Genomic DNA, 21716 nt, shown 5'->3' on the forward strand with positions numbered 1-21716 from the left:
CACAGAATAATAGCAAAGATGAATACGCTTCTAGATAAAGTCGCGGAGCTTTAGAATATAAGATCTAATAGCCAGAAGTGCAAAAGATAGAAGATACGGTAAAATAATAGCCAATTTAAACAATGAAACATTAATAAGTTTCAGCGCTAACTTTTGTTTGTTTTAAATGTGTTTTACTGGTTATCATACCATGATTTTATTTTATATAACTGAGTGCTCACTGTCACCCAAAGCGTTACAAGACTCTTAAAAAGACAGACAGCATAAGTCATTTTGGTTATGAACTAGCGACTGAATGCTGCAACGATGTTGTTCACTAGCTATGGTTGGTCAGTGATTCTAATAGCTAGCATGATAGCTCGATGAAGTACTTAAGTGACGTCGCAAGTCATAATTGTATTCAGATGATTCTGAGTTTGCAGTGTGTGGTTTAGCGTATAGTGCAATTAGCATATTCAAGTTAACTTACCGTATTGAGATAGATGCTCAATAGATGACAAACTAAGCTGCAGTCAGCAAAAATACTCTATAAACTAAGATAAAAGTACTAGTTATTAATCATGAATTAAAATGCCAAGCCGTGCTATAAGTTAATAGCATAGCCACTCACAAAAATTATAAAAATCACTTGGATGAGGAATAAGATGCCAATCGACATATCTAAATCGAAAATCACCATAGCTACCATGCAGCGCTTGCTTCAACGCAGCACCTTGGCAATCGCTGTCGCTACTACCATGGTTGTTGGTATTAATCTCAACACTATGCCAAGTGCGCAAGCAGCTGTCACCACAGCGGATTTTTCAGGATTGGTACAGCAAGTCACGCCAGCGGTGGCACGCGTCAATGTGACCAAAACTGTGAGTGAGGCTGAGCTTGCAAAAGCCCAAACGGCTGAGCTGTTACGGAAATTCTTTGGTGATCGCCTACGTATCCCTGATCAAGCCGCGACGCCAGCGATTGAGCATGCATATGGCACGGGATTTTTTGTGACCGATGATGGTTATATGCTGACCAATCACCATGTAGTGGCGGGCGCAGACAAAATTACAGTGACTCTCAATGACAGAACTGAGCTGGATGCGACCTTAGTTGGCAGCGATGAGCGCTCGGATGTGGCAGTATTAAAGGTCACAGGCAAAAAATTCCCAGCGCTACCGATTGGTGATTCTAATAGCCTAAAAGTCGGTGAACCAGTACTGGCCATTGGCTCGCCATTTGGTTTCGATTATTCAGCATCAGCAGGTATTGTCAGCGCCAAATCACGTAACTTTTCGCGTGAAACCAGTGTGCCATTTATTCAAACCGATGTGGCATTGAATCCTGGTAACTCAGGCGGACCTTTATTTAACCAGCGCGGTGAAGTGATTGGCATTAACTCACGTATTTTTAGTGGCACCGGTGGTTATATGGGATTGTCGTTCTCCATCCCAATCGATGCGGCAATGGATGTTTATGAGCAGCTCAAGACCAATGGCAAGGTTGAGCGTGCTTATTTAGGTATTTATCCGCAAGATATCGATCGCAATCTCGCCGAAGCCTATAACCTAGCGCGTCCGCAAGGGGCGTTACTGACACGCGTGTCGCCTGATTCACCTGCCCAAAAAGCAGGACTAAAATCAGGGGATATTATTTTACGCTACAATGATGTCCAAATTATGGAAGCCTCTGATTTATTGAACCTGATTAATCGCGCGCGTCCCAATGATGGCTTTCGCATGCAAATCCAGCGTAATGGTAAGCAATCGCTTGTCACTGGCAAGCTGAGTGATGCCTCAAATGACATGCAATCACAAAGCCGTGGTCAGCAAAATAACGAGATAAGTCTGGGCTTAGCCTTACGTAATTTGACCCCAGAGGAACAAGCAGAGCTGGCGTCTGATAATAAAACTGGTGTCTTGGTCACAGCGATTGAACCAACTGGATTGGCAGCACGCTCAGGCATATTAGCAGGCGATATCATTACCAACCTACATCAAAAACCGATTAAAACCGTTAATGATGTTTCGAGTGCGGTGTCGGTATTGCCTAAAAAGGGAGTGGTGACGATCGAAGTTATGCGTCAAGGTATCCCCGGTATTATTGGATTACGGATAGAGTAGTTAAAGATATTGCTATTACTTGTGGCACAAAAGGACATAAGCGTTTGTTTGCTTGTATCGGCTAGCCAACGATGTGTTGACGATTGGTTAAAAGGCTTAAAAAGGTTTTATCGACCCTTGGCAATTACGCTAAACTGACGGTTTGGTTTAAAAGTTAGATTTTATCCATTTTACTGTATATTAATGGCAAATGAGAGTGAAGCAGCTGGGCAATTATTTTCAGAATGGCTTGCTTTGGCATTAATTGATTGATAGCGGTCAATCCAAAATATGCTACACTAGCAGGCGTTTTTATAGCGAGATAATCATCCTATTAATGTCAGATAAAATGGCGTCAAGGACGGTATAAGACATACGAACATTCAGTATTAACCTCGAGCAAGATCTTACCAATGATGTTTATGAGCATGCATATTATTTATAGTATCCATGCAGCTATTTGACAATGAATACTTCAAAATATGCATTGGTACTTGCAAACGACCTATCATGTGATAGCTTTAATCAAAGCTAGGATACGAGAGTAAGGCACAGTTATGAGCACAGCATACGACGATATTAAAACCCGACTACAAGGCTCAATGGTAGCTTTGATAACGCCCATGCTTCGTGACGGCACGGTCGATTATAAACGTCTGGCAGACCTCATAGATTGGCAGATTGAACAAGGCACACATTGCCTTGTCGCTGTTGGTACGACTGGCGAATCTGCAACCTTGTCAATGCAAGAGCATAGCGATGTCATTCGCTATTTTGTACAGCATGTTAAAGGTCGTGTGCCGGTGATTGCAGGTACTGGTGCGAACAATACGGTGGAAGCCATTAAGCTGACCCAAGATGCCGCAGATGCCGGTGCAGATTGTGCATTATTGGTCGCCCCTTATTATAACAAGCCGCCACAAGAAGGCTTATATCAACATTACAAAGCCATTGCTGAAGCTGTTAATATCCCGCAAATGCTGTATAACGTCCCTGGACGCACCGTCGTTGATATCGCGCAAGAAACAGTCGAGCGTTTAGCGGATATCGATAATATCGTTGCTATCAAAGACGCGACAGGTTCTGTTGCTCGCGGTGAACAATTAATAAAAGCAGTTGGCAATCGTCTTGTTGTCTTGTCTGGTGATGATGGTAGTGCCCTTGAGCTGATGAAATTTGGTGGTAAAGGGAATATCTCTGTGACTGCCAACGTCGCACCAAAAGCAATGAGTGAAACCTTTACAGCAGCCTTGCGCGGTGATTTCGATACCGCCAATCAAGTACATGATATCGTTAAACATTTACATCGTGACTTGTTTATCGAATCAAGCCCTATTCCAGCCAAGTACGCTTTGCACAAAATGGGTATGATAGATCAAGGTATTCGCCTGCCGCTGGTATGGCTAGCCGAGCAACATCACGCGACGATTGATAGTGCTTTGGTTCGTGCAAACTTATTATAAAATGATGCGTGTAAATGCTAACTCAGAGAGATAATATGATGAAAGTATCATCAATGACTGCAAAAATATTCCCTGCTGTAATGACGGTCGTGTTGGGTAGTACGTTAGTATTAAGCGGCTGCCAAGCGACAAAAGAATTTATTGGTAAGCGTGACAATGGTAGCCTAGAGTATCAGCAAAGTAAAAAGTTGGCGCCGCTACAGCTGCCAGCTGCTCAAGAGACTGCACCCTTTGTACCGCTTTACCCAACCCCTAATGCAGGCGCCAATACGCTCACATTACAGAACGAGTCTGGTAAACAGTACCAGCTACCAAAACCGCAACGCGCTGTTGCGAGTCGTACTGAATAAAGTCTTTTTTAACCTTATCTATGCCGCTGATGCTTTTATCAATACCAATGTATCTTATTGGTTTTATAAGTTATCAGCGGTCGCTGCGCGTTTTTACCACATAAGCTTGAACGAACAGGAAACCTCCTAATGCAAAAGCAAGAACTGCTCTATAAAGGCAAAGCCAAATCTGTTTATGAAACAGAAGACAACGACCTACTGATTTTACATTTCCGTGATGACACCTCAGCGCTTGATGGTAAGCGTATTGAACAGCTTGCACGCAAAGGGGTGGTTAATAATCGCTTTAACGCGTTTATTATGCAAAAGCTTGCTGACGCTGGTATCGAGACGCATTTTGAAAAGCAATTGTCTGATGATGAAGTGTTGGTCAAGCGTTTGGATATGATTCCGGTTGAATGCGTTGTGCGTAACTTTGCTGCGGGCAGTTTGGTACGTCGTTTAGGGTTGGAAGAAGGTCAGGCTTTGACGCCACCGACTTACGAGCTATTCTATAAAGATGATGCGCTTGGCGATCCGATGGTTAATGAGTCAATCTCAATTTCTCTTGGCTGGGCAAATGACGCACAGCTTGTTAAAATGAAAGAGCTGAGTCATCAAGTAAATGAAGTTTTGACAGCGCTGTTTGATGCTGGTGATTTGATACTAGTAGATTTCAAACTAGAGTTTGGTGTATTTCATGACCGTATCGTCTTAGGTGATGAGTTCTCACCAGATGGCTGCCGCATTTGGGATAAAGCCACCAAGAAGAAGCTCGATAAAGACCGTTTCCGTCAGTCATTAGGTGATGTCATCGAAGCTTATGAAGAAGTGGCAAGCCGTATCGGTGTACCACTGAGCTAAATGTAGAAAATTAAAACCGTTAAAACATAAAAAAACTGAGCCATGGCTCAGTTTTTTTTGCACTTAAATTTATTAGCTGTCTTTACGAGCGTCTTTGATTTTCTTAGCAGCAAACTCCATGGCATCTGCCGCTTTATCTGCTAATGTACCGACCACTTCTTTTGCCTTTGTAGTAGCAGTATCAGCTAAAGAAGAGTCTTTATCGCCCTTACTTTTAGCATTTTTATCTGAAGACTTACTATCTTTACTATCGTCTTTATCTGATGCTTTGTTGTCCTTGTTGTCCTTGTTGTCCTTGTTGTCCTTGTTGTCTTTGTTGTCTTTGTTGTCTGAGCTATTATTTGAATTCTTACTGTCAGAACCTTTGTCAGTATTCTGATCTTTAGTGTCATTGGCAGTGTTGTTGTCTTTTACATCATTTTTTTTGTCTTCTGTTTTATCACTACCATTTTGCTGCTTATTGCCTTGGCTATTAGAGTTACTCATTGTTATATCCTTTTAATTTAATTATGTTTTTTAGTGTGGTATATCTGGGATCAAGATTACTATCATATTGAGTTAACTGTCTGTATAACATCAGTTGCAATAAGTAATGGTGGTCGCTATCAGACAGCCTTTGATGGCTTTTTATGTTAAATTTATGCTGCTGTGATAATAGAGTGTAAATACAAACCCTTATAAAAAGGTTATGACTGATGTTAGCGTCTCAAGTTGTATCGAGTGTTTTGGAGCCATCTTGGTTTGCCCGTCCCACTTGCGTGGTGGCTGCCGACTTAATTGGCAAGGTGTTGTGTCGAGAGCTGACAGACAGCGATGGTCAACAAAAAATCTTGCGTATGCGTATCTCAGAGACAGAAGCCTATATTGGCGAGGGGGATGCTGCGTGTCATGCGCATGCAGGCACACGTACGCCGCGTACAGAGATTATGTACCATATAGGTGGTGTTTTTTATGTATACCTGACTTATGGTATTCATCATATGCTCAATTTGGTCAGTGGACCAACAGAGTCGCCAGAAGCTGTTTTAATACGTGCTGGATTTTTAATAGAGGATAGCGCTCGCTTAATGAATGAGCAATTATTAGACGTTAATAGACAACTTAATCATATCAAACAGCTGGCAGGTCCTGGCAAGCTGACCAAGGGCTTACAGATAGATAGAACGTTATACGGTAAGCCAATCACGCCTGCTTCAAAAGTTTGGGTGGAGGATGATGGTTGTCAGCCGCTAGTATCATTACGGCCCCGTATCGGCATTGATTATGCTGGCGACGCAAAAGAGTGGTTACTGCGTTATATATGGACTGATCACCCTTCTTTGTCAAAAAAGTAGAAAATTTTTTATAGTTTTAACTTAATTTTCAAGTATTTGATAAGGCGATTAATTTAATAAGGTTGCTATTTAATGAGGCTAATATTTAATGAGGCTGAGACATGTATAAACTCACCGTTTTTGTACCAGACTCAGTATTAGAGCAGGTAAAGTCGGCGCTATTTGCAGCAGGTGCTGGCAAAATTGGCGATTATGAGCAATGTTGTTGGCAAGTGCAGGGGATAGGGCAATTCATGCCACTCGTAGGTAGCACGCCACATATTGGTACACAGGACAGTTTAGAGAAAGTCGATGAATGGCGGGTAGAGATGGTGGTTGCTAAGGTTAATATTGGTGATGTCATTATCGCATTAAAGCAGGCGCATCCTTATGAAACACCTGCTTATGATGTGATTGAAGTCTTAGATTTTTGATCGCAGTTTTCAATGCTTCTTAAAACAGACTATTAGTCTTCTTTTATTTTTAAGACATTATAGCCGGGATAGCCAAGCTCGATTTTATAATCTTCACCACCGCGGTATGCTTTTACTTTTATTTTGTTGTCGCCTTTTTTGTATTTAACGTCTTCAACACGGTAACCCATACTACGGACTTTATTTGCTGCTCTTTGCTCGATAGCAGGACGGTAAATATCTTTATCAACGTTATTGATGGTTTCCTTATGTTTCTTATAGACGCTACTGTCTTTATAAATATCTTCATAAAGGTCGCCATAAGGGTTATATCCAGGTGTCGTAACACAACCTGTGGTTATCGTTAATAGCACTGCTGCCATACTGCCCGCTGCTGTGGTTTTTAGTAAAGAATTAATGTTCATAAGATGATCTCAGTAATGATATGAAAATTGCGTATGAAACGACGATAAATAGATAGTATACGATAAACAAGAAAAAGCGATAAAAAATGGCCAAATAAACCAAGGGCTGGCTTATTTGACCACGGACATCAAATACTAAATGATGCCAAAATTTGATAAATAATAAAACGAATAAATGTTATTCGGATACTATGGCTTTAACATTAATCTTTTTTAATCTTGATTACATTCAAGTTTGGATAGCCAAGTGTAATCTCATACTCTTGTGAGCCACGTTTGGCCTCAATCTCAAACACGCCACGATTGTTCTTTTGTTCAAACTCGATATCTTTGACTCGATAACCCATACCCTCAACTTTATTGATAGCACGGCGTTTAATCGCTGGATAACGTGATTCGTTTTTGATGCTATCTTCATTTTTATAATGTTTATCTTTGTATTTGCCATTATCTTTATAGTCGTTTTTATCATCCCAGACATTAGACCAAGGTTTTTTGGTCGAGCTGATCAGCCTGAGATCTGGTGAGCTATATTTTAGTTCATACGCTTGATTATTTTTCTTAGCAAGAACCGTCAGCACACGGTTACCGCGATAGTTCTCTGTTCTGACGTCCATCACGTTATAACCTTTACGGCGTAAATCCTGACGCAACTGCTGAATGGCACGGCTATTTTCAGCGTGGTTATAACCGCTATTGTCATTGTATATCGGATAATTGTCATAACCTGGACCGGCGACAGCGCAGCCAGCAGTAACGCCGACGAGTGAAAATGCAAGTGAGGCAGAAAGGACAGTTTTAAATGAGAAAGGTTTTAACGTTTTCATGATGGAATCTCCTAAGATATAAGTTGACTTAAAAAGTGCTTATATACAGTTGCAAAATTTTGTCAATATATAATGCAGAATAACGCTAACAATCATGAATAATACGCAAAATATGCTTATAAACTATGGGTGTTTGTTCTTAATTATCGTTATTCTTGAAATATTTTCTTACATACACATAGTAAGACTTAAAGCTCATTAATACGTGTCGTTGATGTTAAGAAGTTGTAAATTTTGCAAATAATTGCGTAAGCATTCGATACTTTGAGTGACTAAGGTATTGCTTAGAACAGCAAATATCGCTAACACTTAGGTGGTTTGTATTAATTTTTTCTAGCTTAAAAATAGATATTCATATTAAAAGCTATTAATATCATATGGTTAATCCTATTAACCTTCTGAATTTAAACTGATGTAAGCATATGCTTACACGCAATGACGTTTACGCGACTTAACAGTAGCTCAATAATTTGACACTATACACACACGGCATAAGGGAATGTGACTCAAGGATTGAGTTGACCGTATTAAGGATAATATTTCAACGGCTAGCATCAGGATGATAATAGCAATTGGATTAAGGACACATAACCCGTGTTGCAGGCAGATAATGCCACTAGTAGTAAAAAGGGCAGGATGCCCAACTGTCACAATATGCTCAATATCTTGCAAGGATGCAGCGATTAGAGCCGTGGTGGGTAACAAGGATAGTTAACAATAAAACCGCATAACAATTAATTGCTATGCGGTTTTATCGTATCTGAGGTTTGAGTTTTGTCCCTGATAAGTATCTGCTGATACACCGAGCATAAAAAAACCGCATTAGTTTCTAATGCGGTTTTCGTTTAAATAATCTGCCTACAAAAATTTTATCTTAACTCTTGTTACAAGCATCACTATTTACTAGTATTTATTTTCAGTACGCCATGCATCTACTTCACGCTCAGCATCATCTTTACTGTGACCATAACGCTCTTGTACTTTACCAACGAGCTTATCACGGCTACCTTCAACATGTAATAAATCGTCATCAGTAAGGTCAGCCCATTTCTGCTTTGCTGAGCCTTTTACTTGGTTCCACTCGCCTTTTAGAGTATGTTCATTCATTGCTATTTTCCTTGTTTTAGTTATTGCGTCTTTTACAGTAGCTGTTATTTAAAAGTTAAATCAACAGGTTGCATCACGCTTTAATATTCAAATTATTATTTATGATTCTTATTGCTAGTACAGTATTGCTGTTAAATAGCCTATTTCTTATATAGCGTATCTTAAATCACTTAACTACGTTACAAATAGCCAATGGCTAACTTGTGCTACTAATATATGAATTTCAAAATGCTTTGTCTGTATGGACAATGTTGATACTGTTGCTCAATTATAAAAAAAATCGTGACTGTGTTATGAGCAGTCTAGTTATGTAATCATTAGGATGTTTTGTCAGTGAGGTACGTAACTAAGGTGCATAACTACAGTGCACACATTTGACTATGAGTTACAGCATCAGCGAGATATAGTAGGTAATAGACTGTCAGTGATCACAGTCTTAAAAAGGAATTCAGTATCGATTTATTAAGAATGACAATATGAAACAGGGAGCGTGACCGTGGCGACTGAACAAACCAAATCCAAAGAGCAGACGCATTTTAGAACCTGTACTCTGTGTGAGGCAATGTGTGGTATCGAGATAAAGCACGATGGCAAAAAGGTTTTATCGATTAAAGGGGATAAGAGCGATCCATTTTCTAAAGGGTATATTTGCCCAAAAGCGACTGCCTTGCAAGATTTGCATGAGGATCCTGACCGCCTGCGTCATCCTGTTGAAAGAACGGCTAAAGGCTGGAAAGAAATTAGCTGGACTGAAGCGTTAGATAAAGTCGCAGCTGGTATTGGCGCAGTGCAAAAACAACATGGCAAAAATGCTTTTGGTGTTTATTTGGGCAATCCCAACGTACACAATCTGGGTGGCATGCTGACGATTAAGTATCTGCTAAACAGCCTCAAAACGCGCAGTCGCTTCTCTGCCACTTCAGTCGACCAACTACCGCACCATATCGTTAGCATGCATTTATTTGGGCATATGCTGCGTATTCCTGTGCCTGATGTCAACCGTACTCAGTATATGCTCATCATCGGTGGCAATCCGCTAGCGTCTAACGGCAGTATCATGACAGCACCAAACATGCGCCAAAAACTAAAAGACATTAAAGCACGTGGTGGCAAAGTCATCGTCATCGATCCAAGACGTACTGAAACCGCTGATATCGCAAGCGAGCATCACTTTATTCGTCCAGCGACTGACGTGTTGCTATTACTAGCGATGCTCAATGAGATTTATTTGCAAGGCTATGCTGATAAAGCAAGTATCAATAATAGAGCAGCAGCACTCGCGCCAGAAATAGAGCGACTGGCAGATTTTGCCAAAGACTATAGTGCAGAGTCAGTTGCTACTATTACGGGCATAGCCGCAATCGACATCAAGCGACTGGTCACAGAATTTTGTGAAGCAAAAAGCTCGGTTTGCTATGGTCGGATGGGTATATCAGTGCAGGAATTTGGTTTATTAAGCCAGTATTTGTCTATGGTTATTAATATCGTGACGGGGCGCTTAGATGAAGTAGGCGGTTTGATGTTCCCGAATGCTGCAGTCGATGTGGTGAATAATTCTGGTCCAGGGTATCTGGGTAAGCGTCATAGTCGTGTCAGCAAGCTACCTGACTTTAATGGTGAATATCCCGTGGTTGCCATGAGTGATGAGATATTGATCGAAGGTGAGGGGCAATTAAAAGGCTTTATGACGGTAGCGGGTAATCCTGTCTTGAGTACACCCAATGGCGAAAAATTAGATCAAGCCTTTGAACAGTTAGATTTTATGGTCGCCATTGATTATTTTGTTAATGAAACCAGTCGCCATGCTAATATTATTTTGCCACCAGTCTCACCGCTAGAGCGCGACCATTACGACGTTACCTTTAATAATTTTGCCGTACATAACGTCGCTAAATATTCAAAAGCGTTGTTTCGTAAAGATAAGGACGCCAAGCATGACTGGCAAATCTATCTAGAGCTGGCAAAGCGCTTGGATAAAAAAGCGTCTTTAGCAACCAAAACCGAACGGCTATTGATAAGGCGAATAGGACCGAAATTCGTACTCGATCAGGGATTACGGCGTGGACCTTATGCTGGCATGACACTGAACAAGCTCAAGAAAAATGCTCATGGTCTTGATCTAGGACCGCTCAAAACCATGCTGCCGCAAGCGTTAAAGCATAAAGATAAGCAGATTCATCTGAATGTCGATTTTTATCAAGCAGATCTTGCCCGCGTGCAAGCGATGATGCAAAATTATGATGACAGCGAGATTTTATTGATAGGTCGTCGTCATGTCCGCAGTAATAATTCGTGGCTGCATAACAGCTACCGCTTGGTCAAAGGTAAGCCGCGCTGTACGCTCATGCTGCATCCAGATACTGCTGCGCAATATGGTATTGAGGATGGTCAAGACGTGAAAGTCACCTCGCGCGTCGGTAGCGTGATTGTTGCAGCAGAAATCACTGATGAGTTGATGGCGGGGGTAGTGAGTATTCCGCATGGCTTTGGTCACGGCCGTAAAGGCGTTAAGCAAAAAATCGCCCAAGCGCATGCAGGTGTCAGTGTGAATGATCTGACAGATGATACGTTGATTGATGAGTTAAGCGGTAATGCCGCTGTAAATGGCGTCCCTGTGCAATTGGAAGCTATACATGCAGGAACTATATTCTCAGAAGCTGCTGAGTCAAACAGTTCGAACTCTTCGTCACATTCAAAAGCCGAGTCGGGTAGCACTGCATAAAATAGTTCTAGAATAAAAGTCTCTCATGTAAATAAAAAAGGCGCTTATATCAGCGCCTTTTTTGGCATTTCTACACCAACAAAATCAAAATCGACTGGCGGTGTCTCACCCTGTATCAATAAGCTAATTGCTTTAGCCGAACCACATGCATGCGTCCAGCCAAGCGTGCCATGACCAGTATTGAGCCATAAATTATCAAAAGTGGCGTCAATATTTCGACTACCATGTCGGACTTTACCCATATGCGCGCGCCCTATTAACGGTACATTTGATGGTGTCATTGGTCGTAACCCTGTCCAATATTGTACAGAGTTGGCAATGATGCCTTTAGGAAATAACTGCTGCACGCGGCGAGTGATGGCTTCACAGCGTACGGTATTCAAATCTAAGTTGTAGCCGTTAAACTCTGCTGTCCCCGCCACTCTCAATTTATCACCAAGACGCGATGTGACCAGCTTAAACTCATCATCAATGAGACTGACAAAGGGTGCTAGATGCGGGGCGCGGGGGTTGATTTGATAAGTGGCCGAGTAGCCTTTGGCAGGGAAAATAGGCAGATGCATACTAAGAGGTTTCATCAAAGTGACGCTATGGCTACCAAGCGCCAGTACATGGCTATCTGCACTAAAGGTTTGTGCATTTTCGCCATTAGGTCGAATGGTAATGCTATGTACGTGCGGACGCGCAGAGTCAGCATCCATATTAATCGCTAAGATCTCAGTATCGTATAAAAACTTAACGCCAGCCTTTATACAGTGCTTAGCTAAACGCTGAGTAAATAGATGGGCATTGCCTGATTCGTCACGGCTAGTATATGTCGCGCCTTTGAGCTTATGCGCAATGGGGTAGAGTGCTGGCTCGAGACTAACGGCATTATTGATGTCAATCACATAACGCTCGCAGCCAAGCGCTTGCATACGCTCTGTAGGCGCTATAGCAGCATCAAACTCAGCTTGATTGGTATAAAAATGCATGATACCGCGCGTTTGCTGTTCATAATCAATGCCAATATCCGTGCGTAATTGTTGTAAAGCATCGCGTGAGTACAATCCTAAACGTACCATTTGTACTAAATTTGCATCAGCACGATCTGCGCGGCACTCTTGCAAAAACTGCATCGCCCATTTAATTTGCGTCTTATCCGCACGCAATCGATAAAGCAACGGTGCATCCTCGCGAAACAACCATTTGAATGCTTTTATCGGTGCAGTAGGATTTGCCCAAGGGGTCGCATGCGAGACTGATATCTGTCCGCCATTGGCAAATGAGGTTTGCATACCTGCCGCTGACTCACGCTCAATCACGGTCACATCATAGCCTGCTTGGCGGAGATACCATGCGGTGGTCACGCCCACCACGCCTGCTCCGAGTACCGCAATATGGGTCATAGATTACTCTGCTGCGATTGATGAAATTAGATGAGAGCGTTGTTATCTGGTATTACTTAGGGCGAGCAACATCCGCTTGTAGCGCCAATGGTAAGCCCAATATGGTCAGACTACTTTCAGCCAACTGTTCTGGACGAGCCACGACCAATGCCTCAAAGCCTTCACTAGTAGTAATCGCATTGACGACTTGTACTTTATCCAGTTTTTCACCAGCGGCAGGAGTTGTACCTGAGCCTTTTAAATTTGTTCCTTTTACATAGTGCAAAAACGCTTTCGGCGCTGATTTAAAGTAAATACGGGCGATGACTTCTTGACCCAAATAACAGCCTTTATCGTAATCCATGCCGCCGCGCTGATGCAGACGCAACTCTTGTGGTTGGAATTCGCCTTGCGTTGCCGCTACTATCCAATAGTTACCAGTTGCGATACTAGACTGCATCCAAGCTTGAATATTCTTAGATGTATTGTGGTCGTCCTGATGGCTAAAAGTCGGCACTTCATCAATAACACAAGGATAAATAGGTGTCGGGGCACTAGTATCAAACTTTGAAAAGGCACCGAATTTTTTTAAATGTCCTTGGAAAGCCTCAGCGCAATCTGCACTGATGACCATGTCAAAATGCTTTTCCGCTTGTTTTTTAATCCAAATACCGAATTCTATGCGACCTTTTAAATTCCCAATGGCTGCGGCTTGATAACTGAGTCCGAGCTTAGTGACATCACAAGTTAATTGTCCTTGCAAAAATTTTTCGGCATCCTCACCTTGGATAGATAATTGGGAAAACTGTGGCAATGTCGCCGCATTGATAGATTGAGTCATTGTTATTATCCTTCTAAAAAGAGGTTTTTTATAAAGCACTAAATGTTAAGAATAAGTATCAAAAAATGATAGCCCAGATTTTTATGCCAAGATAAACAATTATAAAATCAGCTGAGGCTAAGAAGAGTACCACAAAAAACACCCTCATAAAAAACGTCATCGTTAAGATAGTTATCAAGCGTTAAATTGGGCACAGCCAGCGGTTTTCAAGCGTACAAATTGGTTAAAGAGTGCAAGTTACGGTACAATGTGAGCTCTGGAATAAACCTAATATATGATGGCTGCCGAGGGAATTATGAGCTTACCAAATTGTCCGAAATGTGATGCTGAATATACGTATGAAGATGGCGCGCTGCTGGTATGCCCGATGTGTGCTCATGAATGGACAGTGGCAGAAACCGACGTAGCACAATCTAAAGATCAAGACGCGGTCATTCGCGATGCCGTTGGTAATGAGCTGCAAGACGGCGATGCCGTGACCGTGATTAAAGATTTGAAAGTCAAAGGCTCTTCAACCGTCATCAAAGTAGGAACAAAAGCAAAAAGTATTCGTCTATTGCCAGATGCGACCGATGGTCATGATATTGATTGTAAGCTTGATGGCTATGGTCCGATGAAACTTAAATCATCGGTAGTTAAAAAAGCTTAAGCCACACACTTATTGTGAAAAAAATAATACAAATTACTGAATAGACGATCCCTAATTATAAAATCACTAAATAAAAAACGATTAAATAGAGAATAACTATGAGCACTAAAAATGAACAACTATTCGCGCAAGCACGTAAGCATATCCCTGGTGGTGTAAATTCACCTGTCCGAGCTTTTGCTGGTGTCGGTGGCACGCCAATCTTTATGCACCGTGCCAATGGTAGCAAAATCTATGATACCGAAGACAATGCTTATATTGATTATGTTGGCTCTTGGGGTCCAATGATTTTGGGTCATGCCCATCCAAAAGTTATTGATGCGGTCAAAAAAGCGGCTGATGATGGTTTGAGCTTTGGTACGCCAACGCCATTTGAGACCACCGTTGCCGATAAAATTTGCGAAATCGTCCCGAGTGTTGAGATGATTCGTATGACCAGCTCAGGCACGGAAGCGACCATGAGTGCGATTCGTTTGGCACGTGGTTATACTCAGCGTGACAAAATCGTCAAGTTTGAAGGCTGCTACCATGGTCATTCAGACAGCCTATTAGTAAAAGCAGGCTCAGGCATGCTGGATATTGGTGAGCCTACCTCAAAAGGTGTACCAGCAGATTTTGCCAAGCATACTATTACGATTCCATATAACAATCCGCAAGCGATTAAAGATTGTTTTGAAAAATGGGGTGAAGAGATTGCTTGCGTTATCTTGGAGCCGATCGCTGGTAACATGAATATGGTCATTCCAAGCCAAGAATTCCATGATACCTTGCGTGCAGAATGTACTGCCAATGGCGCAGTATTGATTTTTGATGAAGTCATGACGGGCTTTCGTGTTGGACTTGGCGGTGCGCAAGCGCATTTCGGTATCGACCCTGATTTAACCTGCTTTGGTAAAATCATCGGTGCGGGCTTACCAGTGGGTGCTTTTGGTGGCAAAAAAGAAGTCATGTCTTGCATCGCACCACTTGGCGGTGTCTATCAAGCGGGTACGTTATCCGGTAATCCGCTGGCGATGCGCGCCGGTATCGCCATGTTTGAAGACTTAACGGCAGACGGTTTCTATGACGAGCTATCAGCGAAAGTAGATCATTTGGTTGATGGTTTCCAAGCGGCTGCTGACAAGCATGGCATCAATATGCGCACCAATAAATTGGGCGGTATGTTTGGTATGTTCTTTGTCAAAGACAGTGCGACGACTGTACCTCAAAACTTTGATGACGTGACTGAGTGTGATATGGAGTTATTTAATACTTTCTTCCACGGTATGCTTGATCGCGGTATTTATCTGGCACCGTCCGCTTATGAAGCAGGCTTTATGTCTATCAAGCATAGTAACGAAGATATCGAGGCGACTATTAAAGCCGCTGATGAAATATTTGCAGAAATGGCAAAAGCGTAACACAGCAGTTTTAGGCGTTTAAAAAAACCAGCATAGTGACAAGATTACTGTGCTGGTTTTTTTATGAATAATAAAGGCAGTTGTATTTATTGCACTTTATCAAACTTACGGTCTCTCAGACTTAAATTACCTCGCATTACGTCTACATACATACGAAAATCACTAGCAAAGCTTTTTAAAGGAAATTTAAAAGAGGCGGGTTTATTTTTTTCAAAGAAAAAATGTCCGACCCAAGCGCAAGCGTATCCTGCGGCAATACCTTTAAGTAAGGGTTTTGCTGAGCGATTCTTAACAGATTTTGCCAGTCCAATTAACCCAAAGCTACTGCCTGCAAAATGCAACCTACGGCAAGCCATATTTTGATGCTCATCAAGATAAAAGTCATAAAATGACGGTTTGTCTGAGCTATCCATTTTTATCAGATTGTTCTGGCTGTCTTTTTCGGCAGTAATTTCTTTAGTTTGTGACGTTTGCGTAGGGGTGTTATTCATTGATTTGGCTTCCTTGTAGGTTATGTCTCATCTATCCGTAATGAGGCTTTTCAGTAGAATGAAATAGCTTGATACCATAAAGCTCATAGGTAAGTACTTGTTCTCTATTATAATATAGACAATAGTGGTGGTAGCAAGCCAATATTAAACAAATAATGGCTAAGGACAGAAGATGTTTTTTGTTTCACAAAGTATCTATCCTGTTTTTAGCCGCTGTTTAGCGGTTGTCTTCGCTTACTTGCCAGCGTTTGGCATAAATGTTTTAATGGCAAAACTTGCCATCATTTATGTGATTATTATCTTTTTTATATATGGTAGTCCTGACTTTAATCCAATGTACTTTCTATTTTAAAAGCCTAAACCCTTTTAATTATCTTTTGATCTGACACGGTAACGACCTTACTTATGCCCAAAGACAACCTAAAAAATCCACCACTCGCAGAAGATGAACTGATGGCAGCCATTGATATTGGTTCCAATAGTTTTCATTTAGCCATTGCTCGCCTCGATCATGGTGAAGTGCGAAAAGTGGTGTCTATGTCTGAAAAAGTTCAGTTAGCTGCAGGACTGGATGAGCATAATATTTTGGGTGCAGCAGCGGAGCAGCGCGGTTTAGACTGTCTCAGCCGCTTTGTGGCGCGTCTAGATTCGGTGCCTCCTGAGCGTATTCGTATTGTTGCGACCAACGCCTTACGCCAAGCCAAAAATGCCAATGATTTTATCAGCCGTGCCAATAAAATTTTACCCAAGCCTATTGAGATTATCGCGGGACGAGAAGAAGCGCGTTTGATTTATCTAGGAGTCTCGCATACCAATGCCAGTAGTGACAAGCGTCTGGTTATCGATATTGGTGGCGGCTCAACAGAGTTTATTATTGGTCAAGAGTTTGATCCATTATTGACTGAGAGCTTACAGATGGGCTGTGTTGCCTTTACGCAGAAGTATTTTGCTGATGGGCAAATTACCAAAGAAGCCTTTAACAACGCCATATCGGCTGCGCGCAAAGAAGTACTGGCGATCAATGGGCGCTACCAAAAAGTAGGCTGGAGCAGCGCCATTGGATCGAGTGGTACGATTAAAGCGGTACGTAACGTCCTTGTTTCAAAAGGTTGGGCAGACGAGCAAGAGCGCATCACTTATAAAGGTGTTAAAAAGTTAGAAAGATTATTGCTTAAAATTGGCAACGTTGATGACATTGATTTAGAAGGCGTCAAAGAGCACCGTAAAGCCGTATTTCCAGCAGGCGTTGCGGTATTACGAGCAGTCATGAAGGTGTTGGGCGTAGATGCTATTACTTACTCAGATGGCGCGCTACGCGAAGGTGTCATGTACGATATGCTTGGACGATTTGCCAGTGAAGACGTACGTGACCGCAGTGTATTGGCACTGATTAAGCGCTATTCAGGCGATAAAAAGCAGGCTAAGCAAGTAGTCAAAACCAGTCGACACCTTTTTGGGCAAGTGCAAACTAAACTTGGACTCAGTACGGAAGATGGCGATCTACTCAGGCGAGCTGCATTTTTACATGAGATAGGACTGGCGATTGCTCATAGTAGCTATCATAAACACAGTGCGTATTTGATGGAACATTCTGATATTCCAGGGTTTTCACAAGTCGACCAAAAACGTATGGCACAGCTGATGTTAAATCATCGCCGTAAGCTCAAAGCAGATATGTTAGAGCAGACGTGTACTATCGGCGGTGATCAGCTCGTTTATCTGTGCTTGCTGTTACGTTTGGCAGTACTGGCACATCACAGTCGCAGTGATTATGAATTACCAACATTAGAATTAAAAGTAGATGATGACAATCATTGGCAAATCATGGTTGGTGATAGCAGCGAGCACTACGCTTTCTTATTATCTGATTTGCAGACTGAAATAGAACAATTTGCCAAATGGGGCGTCAAACTAAGCGTCATTGAGGTTTAATTTTTTTATCAGCTAAAACTGTTAATAGATTACTTGATTAATGCGGTTAGAAATAACATAACAAAAGCGGTGTTGTCGGTAATGTTATGGCATATAAGATGTGCTATTATAGTTTTTATTGAGTTTACAACTGTACTTTCATTATCCTAAAGCCGATAACGATGTTATTATTAAATATAACCATATTGAACATAGCTCTATTAAGTATAACTAAGAAAGGGAAGCGTCTATGAGTACCGTCTGGGATAGCGTTCAGCTTGCACGGCATGCCAAACGTCCATTGTTTATGGACTATGTGAATCAGCTGTTTACCGAATTTGATGAGTTGCACGGCGACCGCGCTTTTGCTGATGACAAGGCAATCCTGGGTGGACTTGCGCGCCTAAACGGTATGCCAGTGATGGTCGTTGGTCAACACCGTGGTCGCAGCACACGCGAGCGTATTGAGCATAACTTTGGTATGGCAAACCCTGAGGGCTATCGAAAAATCATTCGTTTGGTCAAAATGGCTGAGCGCTTTAATATTCCGGTTATGACCTTTGTCGATACCCAAGGCGCTTATCCGGGTATTGGCGCAGAAGAGCGTGGACAAGCACAAGCCATTGCTGAAAGCATTGCTGTGTTTTCTAGTTTAAAAGTGCCTATCATCGTCACCATTATTGGTGAAGGCGGCTCAGGTGGCGCATTGGCGATTGGCGTTGGTGATAAAGTGAATATGCTACAAAATAGTATTTATTCAGTCATCTCTCCTGAAGGCTGCGCTTCTATTCTATGGAAAACTGCCGAAAAAGCGCAAGATGCCAGTGAAGCCTTAAAGTTAAATGCTATCAATCTGTATCAAATGGGCTTGATTGATGCGGTCATCGACGAAGGTGAAGGTGCTCATATTCAGCCACAGCCAGTAATGACGGCATTAAAAGCTCTATTGGTTGAGCAATTGGATGAGCTGAAAGATTTAGATACCCATACGCGTTGTGAACTACGTTATGAGAAATTCAAATCGTTTAACTCAGAAGTCATGTTGCCTTGCTAGTATGTCCTGTGTCTAAATAGTTGACAATCAGCTTTTAGCACTAGAGGCTTACGCTTAATGTTAAAATAAAAACGTGTCATGTTATGGCGCGTTTTTTTTTGTCAATTAATTCATATACTAACTAATGAGATAAGGTCAATGATGAGCAGCAGTGCAATCCTACCACATCCTATTGAGCCAATAGCTGAACTGCCGATTGACGATAATTTGGCAAAGGCATTATTGACCAGTATGGCTGAGTATGGCGAGCAGCTACAGGGTCGGCGAATTTGGCTGGCCTGTAGTGGTGGGCGTGATTCATTGGCACTGGCAGCGCTATGTGTGCAACTCTATCAGCAAGGTCGACTGCCATTTTTGCCGCAACTATTGCATGTCAACCATGGCTTGCAAGCGGATAGCGCTATTTGGGCTGCGCATGTTGCTAACTGGGCAAAGGCTCAAAAGATACCATGCACTATTTTGCAAGCACACGTAAATGGACATGATGAGCAAGCCGCACGCCAAGCACGTTATGATGTAATGCGTGCGCAACTCAATCAAGATGATGTATTACTATTAGCCCATCATGCTGATGACCAAGCTGAAACTGTGTTGATGCGATTGATTCAAGGCGCAGGAGTAAATGGTCTGTCGGGTATGCAGCCGTGGCGTGTACAAACGCAGGACGCGCATCGCATCATATTATGGCGACCTTGGCTCATTATACAGCGCGCCAGTATTAGCGCCTATGCTCAGCGCCTAAAGCTGCCTTATATTGATGATCCCACCAATGACGGCGGTGATAACGTCCGTAGTGGACTACGCCGTGACATTATGCCAGTATTAGCGAAATACAATCCTAACGTTATTGATAACATAGCACGTAGCGCGCAGCTACTAAGCGATGCGCAATTAATGGTTAATGCACAAGCGGCAAAAGATTTACAGTGGACAGAGGTAGCATCATTACAGCTATCATCTGCGCAGCGTGTGCTAAATATAGATGAACTACAAAAACTACCACTTTATCGCCAACGACAACTATTGCATTATTGGCTTGGTCAAGATGAGCCATTACCGCCTGCTAAGCAGCTTGTCGATAACGTATTGAGCCTAAGCCAACGTGATGATAATGACCATCAAACGGAACTGTTTTGGCAAGGACGCAAACAGTCATATACTATTCGCCGTTATCGTCAGCAGCTTTATCGTCTAAGTAGCGACTGGCTAGCATGGCTCAAAATCCCGCTTCTTGAACAAACGCAAACCTTACTCAATCTTACTGTGGCTGATAAAGCGGATAGTGAATCATTTTCAATGACCTTACGTAGTGATGATACATTTGCTTGGCACGTGCAGATTATGCCAAATGACGTAACGCGACTATTGGAAAGCGATAAAGATAAGATTGAGATCACTTTTGCGCCATTAAATCGCAATCAGCGTGTGCAAACCGCATTGGCGTCGCGTCCACAATCGGGCAAAAAGCTCTATCAAACCTTAGGTATTCCATCATGGATGCGTGAGAGTTTAGTAGTCGTTAGCGTGACTTTGATAAATAAAGAAAGTAGTGAAAACGAGCTTTTAGAGAACGATTGCCCGATAGAACAACCTATTTTATTATTATCACCTCTTGAAAACTGGGTGTTGGATGGTGCTAAGCGGTTAACTAATACTGTAAATAATTCTTATAGTATAGAAAGTGCTATTAGCAGCTGTTTAACCGTACCTAGCTCGTTTTGATGTTTGTTACTCAAAGCCTTGAGTAGGGTAGATCTTCATTTTTTTGATCATTTTGATATCTACTATTTGTGTATCTTTATAATCTTCTTCACTTTCTTCACCATTACAGACAAAGCCGAATTTTTTATAGAAATGAATGGCAGGCGCGTTATTCTCTAATACCCATAAATAAAAATTTGCATTGATATTAAAACTCAATATGGCTTGTAATGACCTTTTCATCAATTCGGTGCCTATACCTCGCCCATGATATTCTGATAAAACATAGAGAGTTGTAATTTCATAGCTATTATTTTTAGTAAAATACCCAATAAATCCTAAACTCTTATGATTAGCATCATAGGCTATCCAAATAATGACATCAGGATGATTAATCAATTCCTGCCACATTTTTGTTTTTTCACTAAGGTTGTTTTTATTGTTGATATAAGACTTAGGTAGCAGATTCAAGTAGGCGTCATGCCAACTTTTGCAATGGATATGAGCAATATCCGCAAAATCTTTTGAATGAGCTTTACGAATGCAAAACATGTTTTTCCCCTGTACCACTCTACCTAAATGACTTTTTAATCTAACAGGTAAGCTGTGTGATATTCGATGTTAATTTAGTATCTCAATTAAAAGGTAGTACTATTAGTTAGCGTTTGAATTTCCCGAACAGCGCCAGTAGCAGTATGGTAAACTGAGTGTCATTTTACCTATCATTATGTTAGTTTGAATACCTTTGGATTTTTGAA

The 21716-nt window shown here is 41.8% G+C and carries 21 protein-coding genes; 13 read left to right on the plus strand and 8 right to left on the minus strand.

Features of this window, described 5'->3' with window-relative positions; genetic code table 11:
* Window positions 1-644: 644 nt before the first annotated feature.
* The 4 genes from H0262_RS01260 to purC all read left to right on the plus strand — a co-directional run bounded on the left by H0262_RS01260 (window position 645) and on the right by purC (window position 4737).
* Complete coding sequence (locus tag H0262_RS01260; RefSeq protein ID WP_011512531.1) at window positions 645-2102, plus strand: Do family serine endopeptidase; 1458 nt, start codon at window positions 645-647, stop codon at window positions 2100-2102.
* A gap of 536 nt (window positions 2103-2638) precedes the next feature.
* Complete coding sequence (gene dapA / locus H0262_RS01265; RefSeq protein ID WP_020442534.1) at window positions 2639-3544, plus strand: 4-hydroxy-tetrahydrodipicolinate synthase; 906 nt, start codon at window positions 2639-2641, stop codon at window positions 3542-3544.
* A gap of 14 nt (window positions 3545-3558) precedes the next feature.
* Window positions 3559-3894, plus strand: coding sequence for a hypothetical protein (locus H0262_RS01270; protein ID WP_020442535.1), 336 nt, complete (start codon window positions 3559-3561; stop codon window positions 3892-3894).
* A gap of 129 nt (window positions 3895-4023) precedes the next feature.
* Complete coding sequence (gene purC, locus H0262_RS01275; protein ID WP_011512534.1) at window positions 4024-4737, plus strand: phosphoribosylaminoimidazolesuccinocarboxamide synthase; 714 nt, start codon at window positions 4024-4026, stop codon at window positions 4735-4737.
* A gap of 72 nt (window positions 4738-4809) precedes the next feature.
* On the opposite strand, the gene H0262_RS01280 is transcribed toward purC, so the two are convergent.
* On the minus strand, window positions 4810-5223 hold the full coding sequence (locus H0262_RS01280) for a hypothetical protein (protein ID WP_181209404.1): 414 nt from the start codon (window positions 5221-5223) through the stop codon (window positions 4810-4812).
* Between the two features lie 209 nt (window positions 5224-5432).
* On the opposite strand from H0262_RS01280, the gene H0262_RS01285 reads away from it, so the two are divergent.
* Window positions 5433-6071, plus strand: coding sequence for a DNA-3-methyladenine glycosylase (locus tag H0262_RS01285; RefSeq protein ID WP_181209405.1), 639 nt, complete (start codon window positions 5433-5435; stop codon window positions 6069-6071).
* A gap of 101 nt (window positions 6072-6172) precedes the next feature.
* Window positions 6173-6484 (plus strand): NGG1p interacting factor NIF3, encoded by a 312-nt coding sequence (locus tag H0262_RS01290; RefSeq protein ID WP_181209406.1) that lies wholly within the window; start codon window positions 6173-6175, stop codon window positions 6482-6484.
* 32 nt (window positions 6485-6516) lie between these two features.
* Here the strand turns inward: H0262_RS01290 and H0262_RS01295 are convergent, their stop codons facing one another.
* From H0262_RS01295 to H0262_RS01305, 3 genes are all read right to left on the minus strand, one after another.
* A complete protein-coding gene (locus tag H0262_RS01295) occupies window positions 6517-6888 on the minus strand; it encodes a hypothetical protein (RefSeq protein ID WP_011512538.1) in 372 nt (123 codons plus the stop codon).
* 203 nt (window positions 6889-7091) lie between these two features.
* The gene (locus tag H0262_RS01300) at window positions 7092-7715 is read right to left on the minus strand and encodes a hypothetical protein (RefSeq protein ID WP_181209407.1); all 624 of its coding nucleotides are present in this window, start codon (window positions 7713-7715) and stop codon (window positions 7092-7094) included.
* Window positions 7716-8618: 903 nt separating this feature from the next.
* Window positions 8619-8822, minus strand: a complete 204-nt coding sequence (locus tag H0262_RS01305) for a CsbD family protein (RefSeq protein WP_011512540.1) — start codon at window positions 8820-8822, stop codon at window positions 8619-8621.
* 496 nt (window positions 8823-9318) lie between these two features.
* Between H0262_RS01305 and H0262_RS01310 the strand changes: the two genes are divergently transcribed.
* A complete protein-coding gene (locus H0262_RS01310) occupies window positions 9319-11544 on the plus strand; it encodes a molybdopterin oxidoreductase family protein (protein ID WP_181209408.1) in 2226 nt (741 codons plus the stop codon).
* 44 nt (window positions 11545-11588) lie between these two features.
* Here H0262_RS01310 and H0262_RS01315 read toward each other — a convergent pair whose 3' ends face one another.
* Window positions 11589-12932: a D-amino acid dehydrogenase gene (locus tag H0262_RS01315; RefSeq protein ID WP_181209409.1), complete on the minus strand. Its 1344-nt coding sequence runs from the start codon at window positions 12930-12932 to the stop codon at window positions 11589-11591.
* A gap of 52 nt (window positions 12933-12984) precedes the next feature.
* Entirely contained in the window at window positions 12985-13752 is a 768-nt protein-coding gene (locus H0262_RS01320) for a folate-binding protein YgfZ (protein WP_181209410.1), read from the minus strand.
* A 295-nt stretch (window positions 13753-14047) separates the two neighbouring features.
* Here H0262_RS01320 and H0262_RS01325 point away from each other — a divergent pair, with 295 nt between their 5' ends.
* Both H0262_RS01325 and hemL read left to right on the plus strand, forming a co-directional pair.
* On the plus strand, window positions 14048-14401 hold the full coding sequence (locus H0262_RS01325; protein ID WP_220432354.1) for a zinc ribbon domain-containing protein YjdM: 354 nt from the start codon (window positions 14048-14050) through the stop codon (window positions 14399-14401).
* Between the two features lie 98 nt (window positions 14402-14499).
* Window positions 14500-15801, plus strand: a complete 1302-nt coding sequence (hemL, locus tag H0262_RS01330) for a glutamate-1-semialdehyde 2,1-aminomutase (protein ID WP_181209411.1) — start codon at window positions 14500-14502, stop codon at window positions 15799-15801.
* A gap of 86 nt (window positions 15802-15887) precedes the next feature.
* On the opposite strand, the gene H0262_RS01335 is transcribed toward hemL, so the two are convergent.
* Window positions 15888-16214 (minus strand): DUF962 domain-containing protein, encoded by a 327-nt coding sequence (locus tag H0262_RS01335; RefSeq protein WP_259275382.1) that lies wholly within the window; start codon window positions 16212-16214, stop codon window positions 15888-15890.
* A 250-nt stretch (window positions 16215-16464) separates the two neighbouring features.
* Here H0262_RS01335 and H0262_RS01340 point away from each other — a divergent pair, with 250 nt between their 5' ends.
* The 4 genes from H0262_RS01340 (at window position 16465) to tilS (ending at window position 20979) form a co-directional block, all read left to right on the plus strand.
* Window positions 16465-16644 (plus strand): hypothetical protein, encoded by a 180-nt coding sequence (locus H0262_RS01340; protein ID WP_181209413.1) that lies wholly within the window; start codon window positions 16465-16467, stop codon window positions 16642-16644.
* A 53-nt stretch (window positions 16645-16697) separates the two neighbouring features.
* Window positions 16698-18224, plus strand: coding sequence for an exopolyphosphatase (gene ppx / locus H0262_RS01345; RefSeq protein WP_133103900.1), 1527 nt, complete (start codon window positions 16698-16700; stop codon window positions 18222-18224).
* A 229-nt stretch (window positions 18225-18453) separates the two neighbouring features.
* The gene (locus tag H0262_RS01350; protein WP_011512548.1) at window positions 18454-19257 is read left to right on the plus strand and encodes an acetyl-CoA carboxylase carboxyltransferase subunit alpha; all 804 of its coding nucleotides are present in this window, start codon (window positions 18454-18456) and stop codon (window positions 19255-19257) included.
* Between the two features lie 141 nt (window positions 19258-19398).
* Window positions 19399-20979, plus strand: coding sequence for a tRNA lysidine(34) synthetase TilS (gene tilS, locus H0262_RS01355; protein WP_181209414.1), 1581 nt, complete (start codon window positions 19399-19401; stop codon window positions 20977-20979).
* Window positions 20980-20985: 6 nt separating this feature from the next.
* Here tilS and H0262_RS01360 read toward each other — a convergent pair whose 3' ends face one another.
* Window positions 20986-21510, minus strand: a complete 525-nt coding sequence (locus tag H0262_RS01360; protein ID WP_181209415.1) for a GNAT family N-acetyltransferase — start codon at window positions 21508-21510, stop codon at window positions 20986-20988.
* Window positions 21511-21716: the final 206 nt, after the last annotated feature.

This window comes from Psychrobacter sp. D2 (assembly GCF_013608135.1).
Taxonomy (GTDB): Bacteria; Pseudomonadota; Gammaproteobacteria; order Pseudomonadales; family Moraxellaceae; genus Psychrobacter; species Psychrobacter cryohalolentis.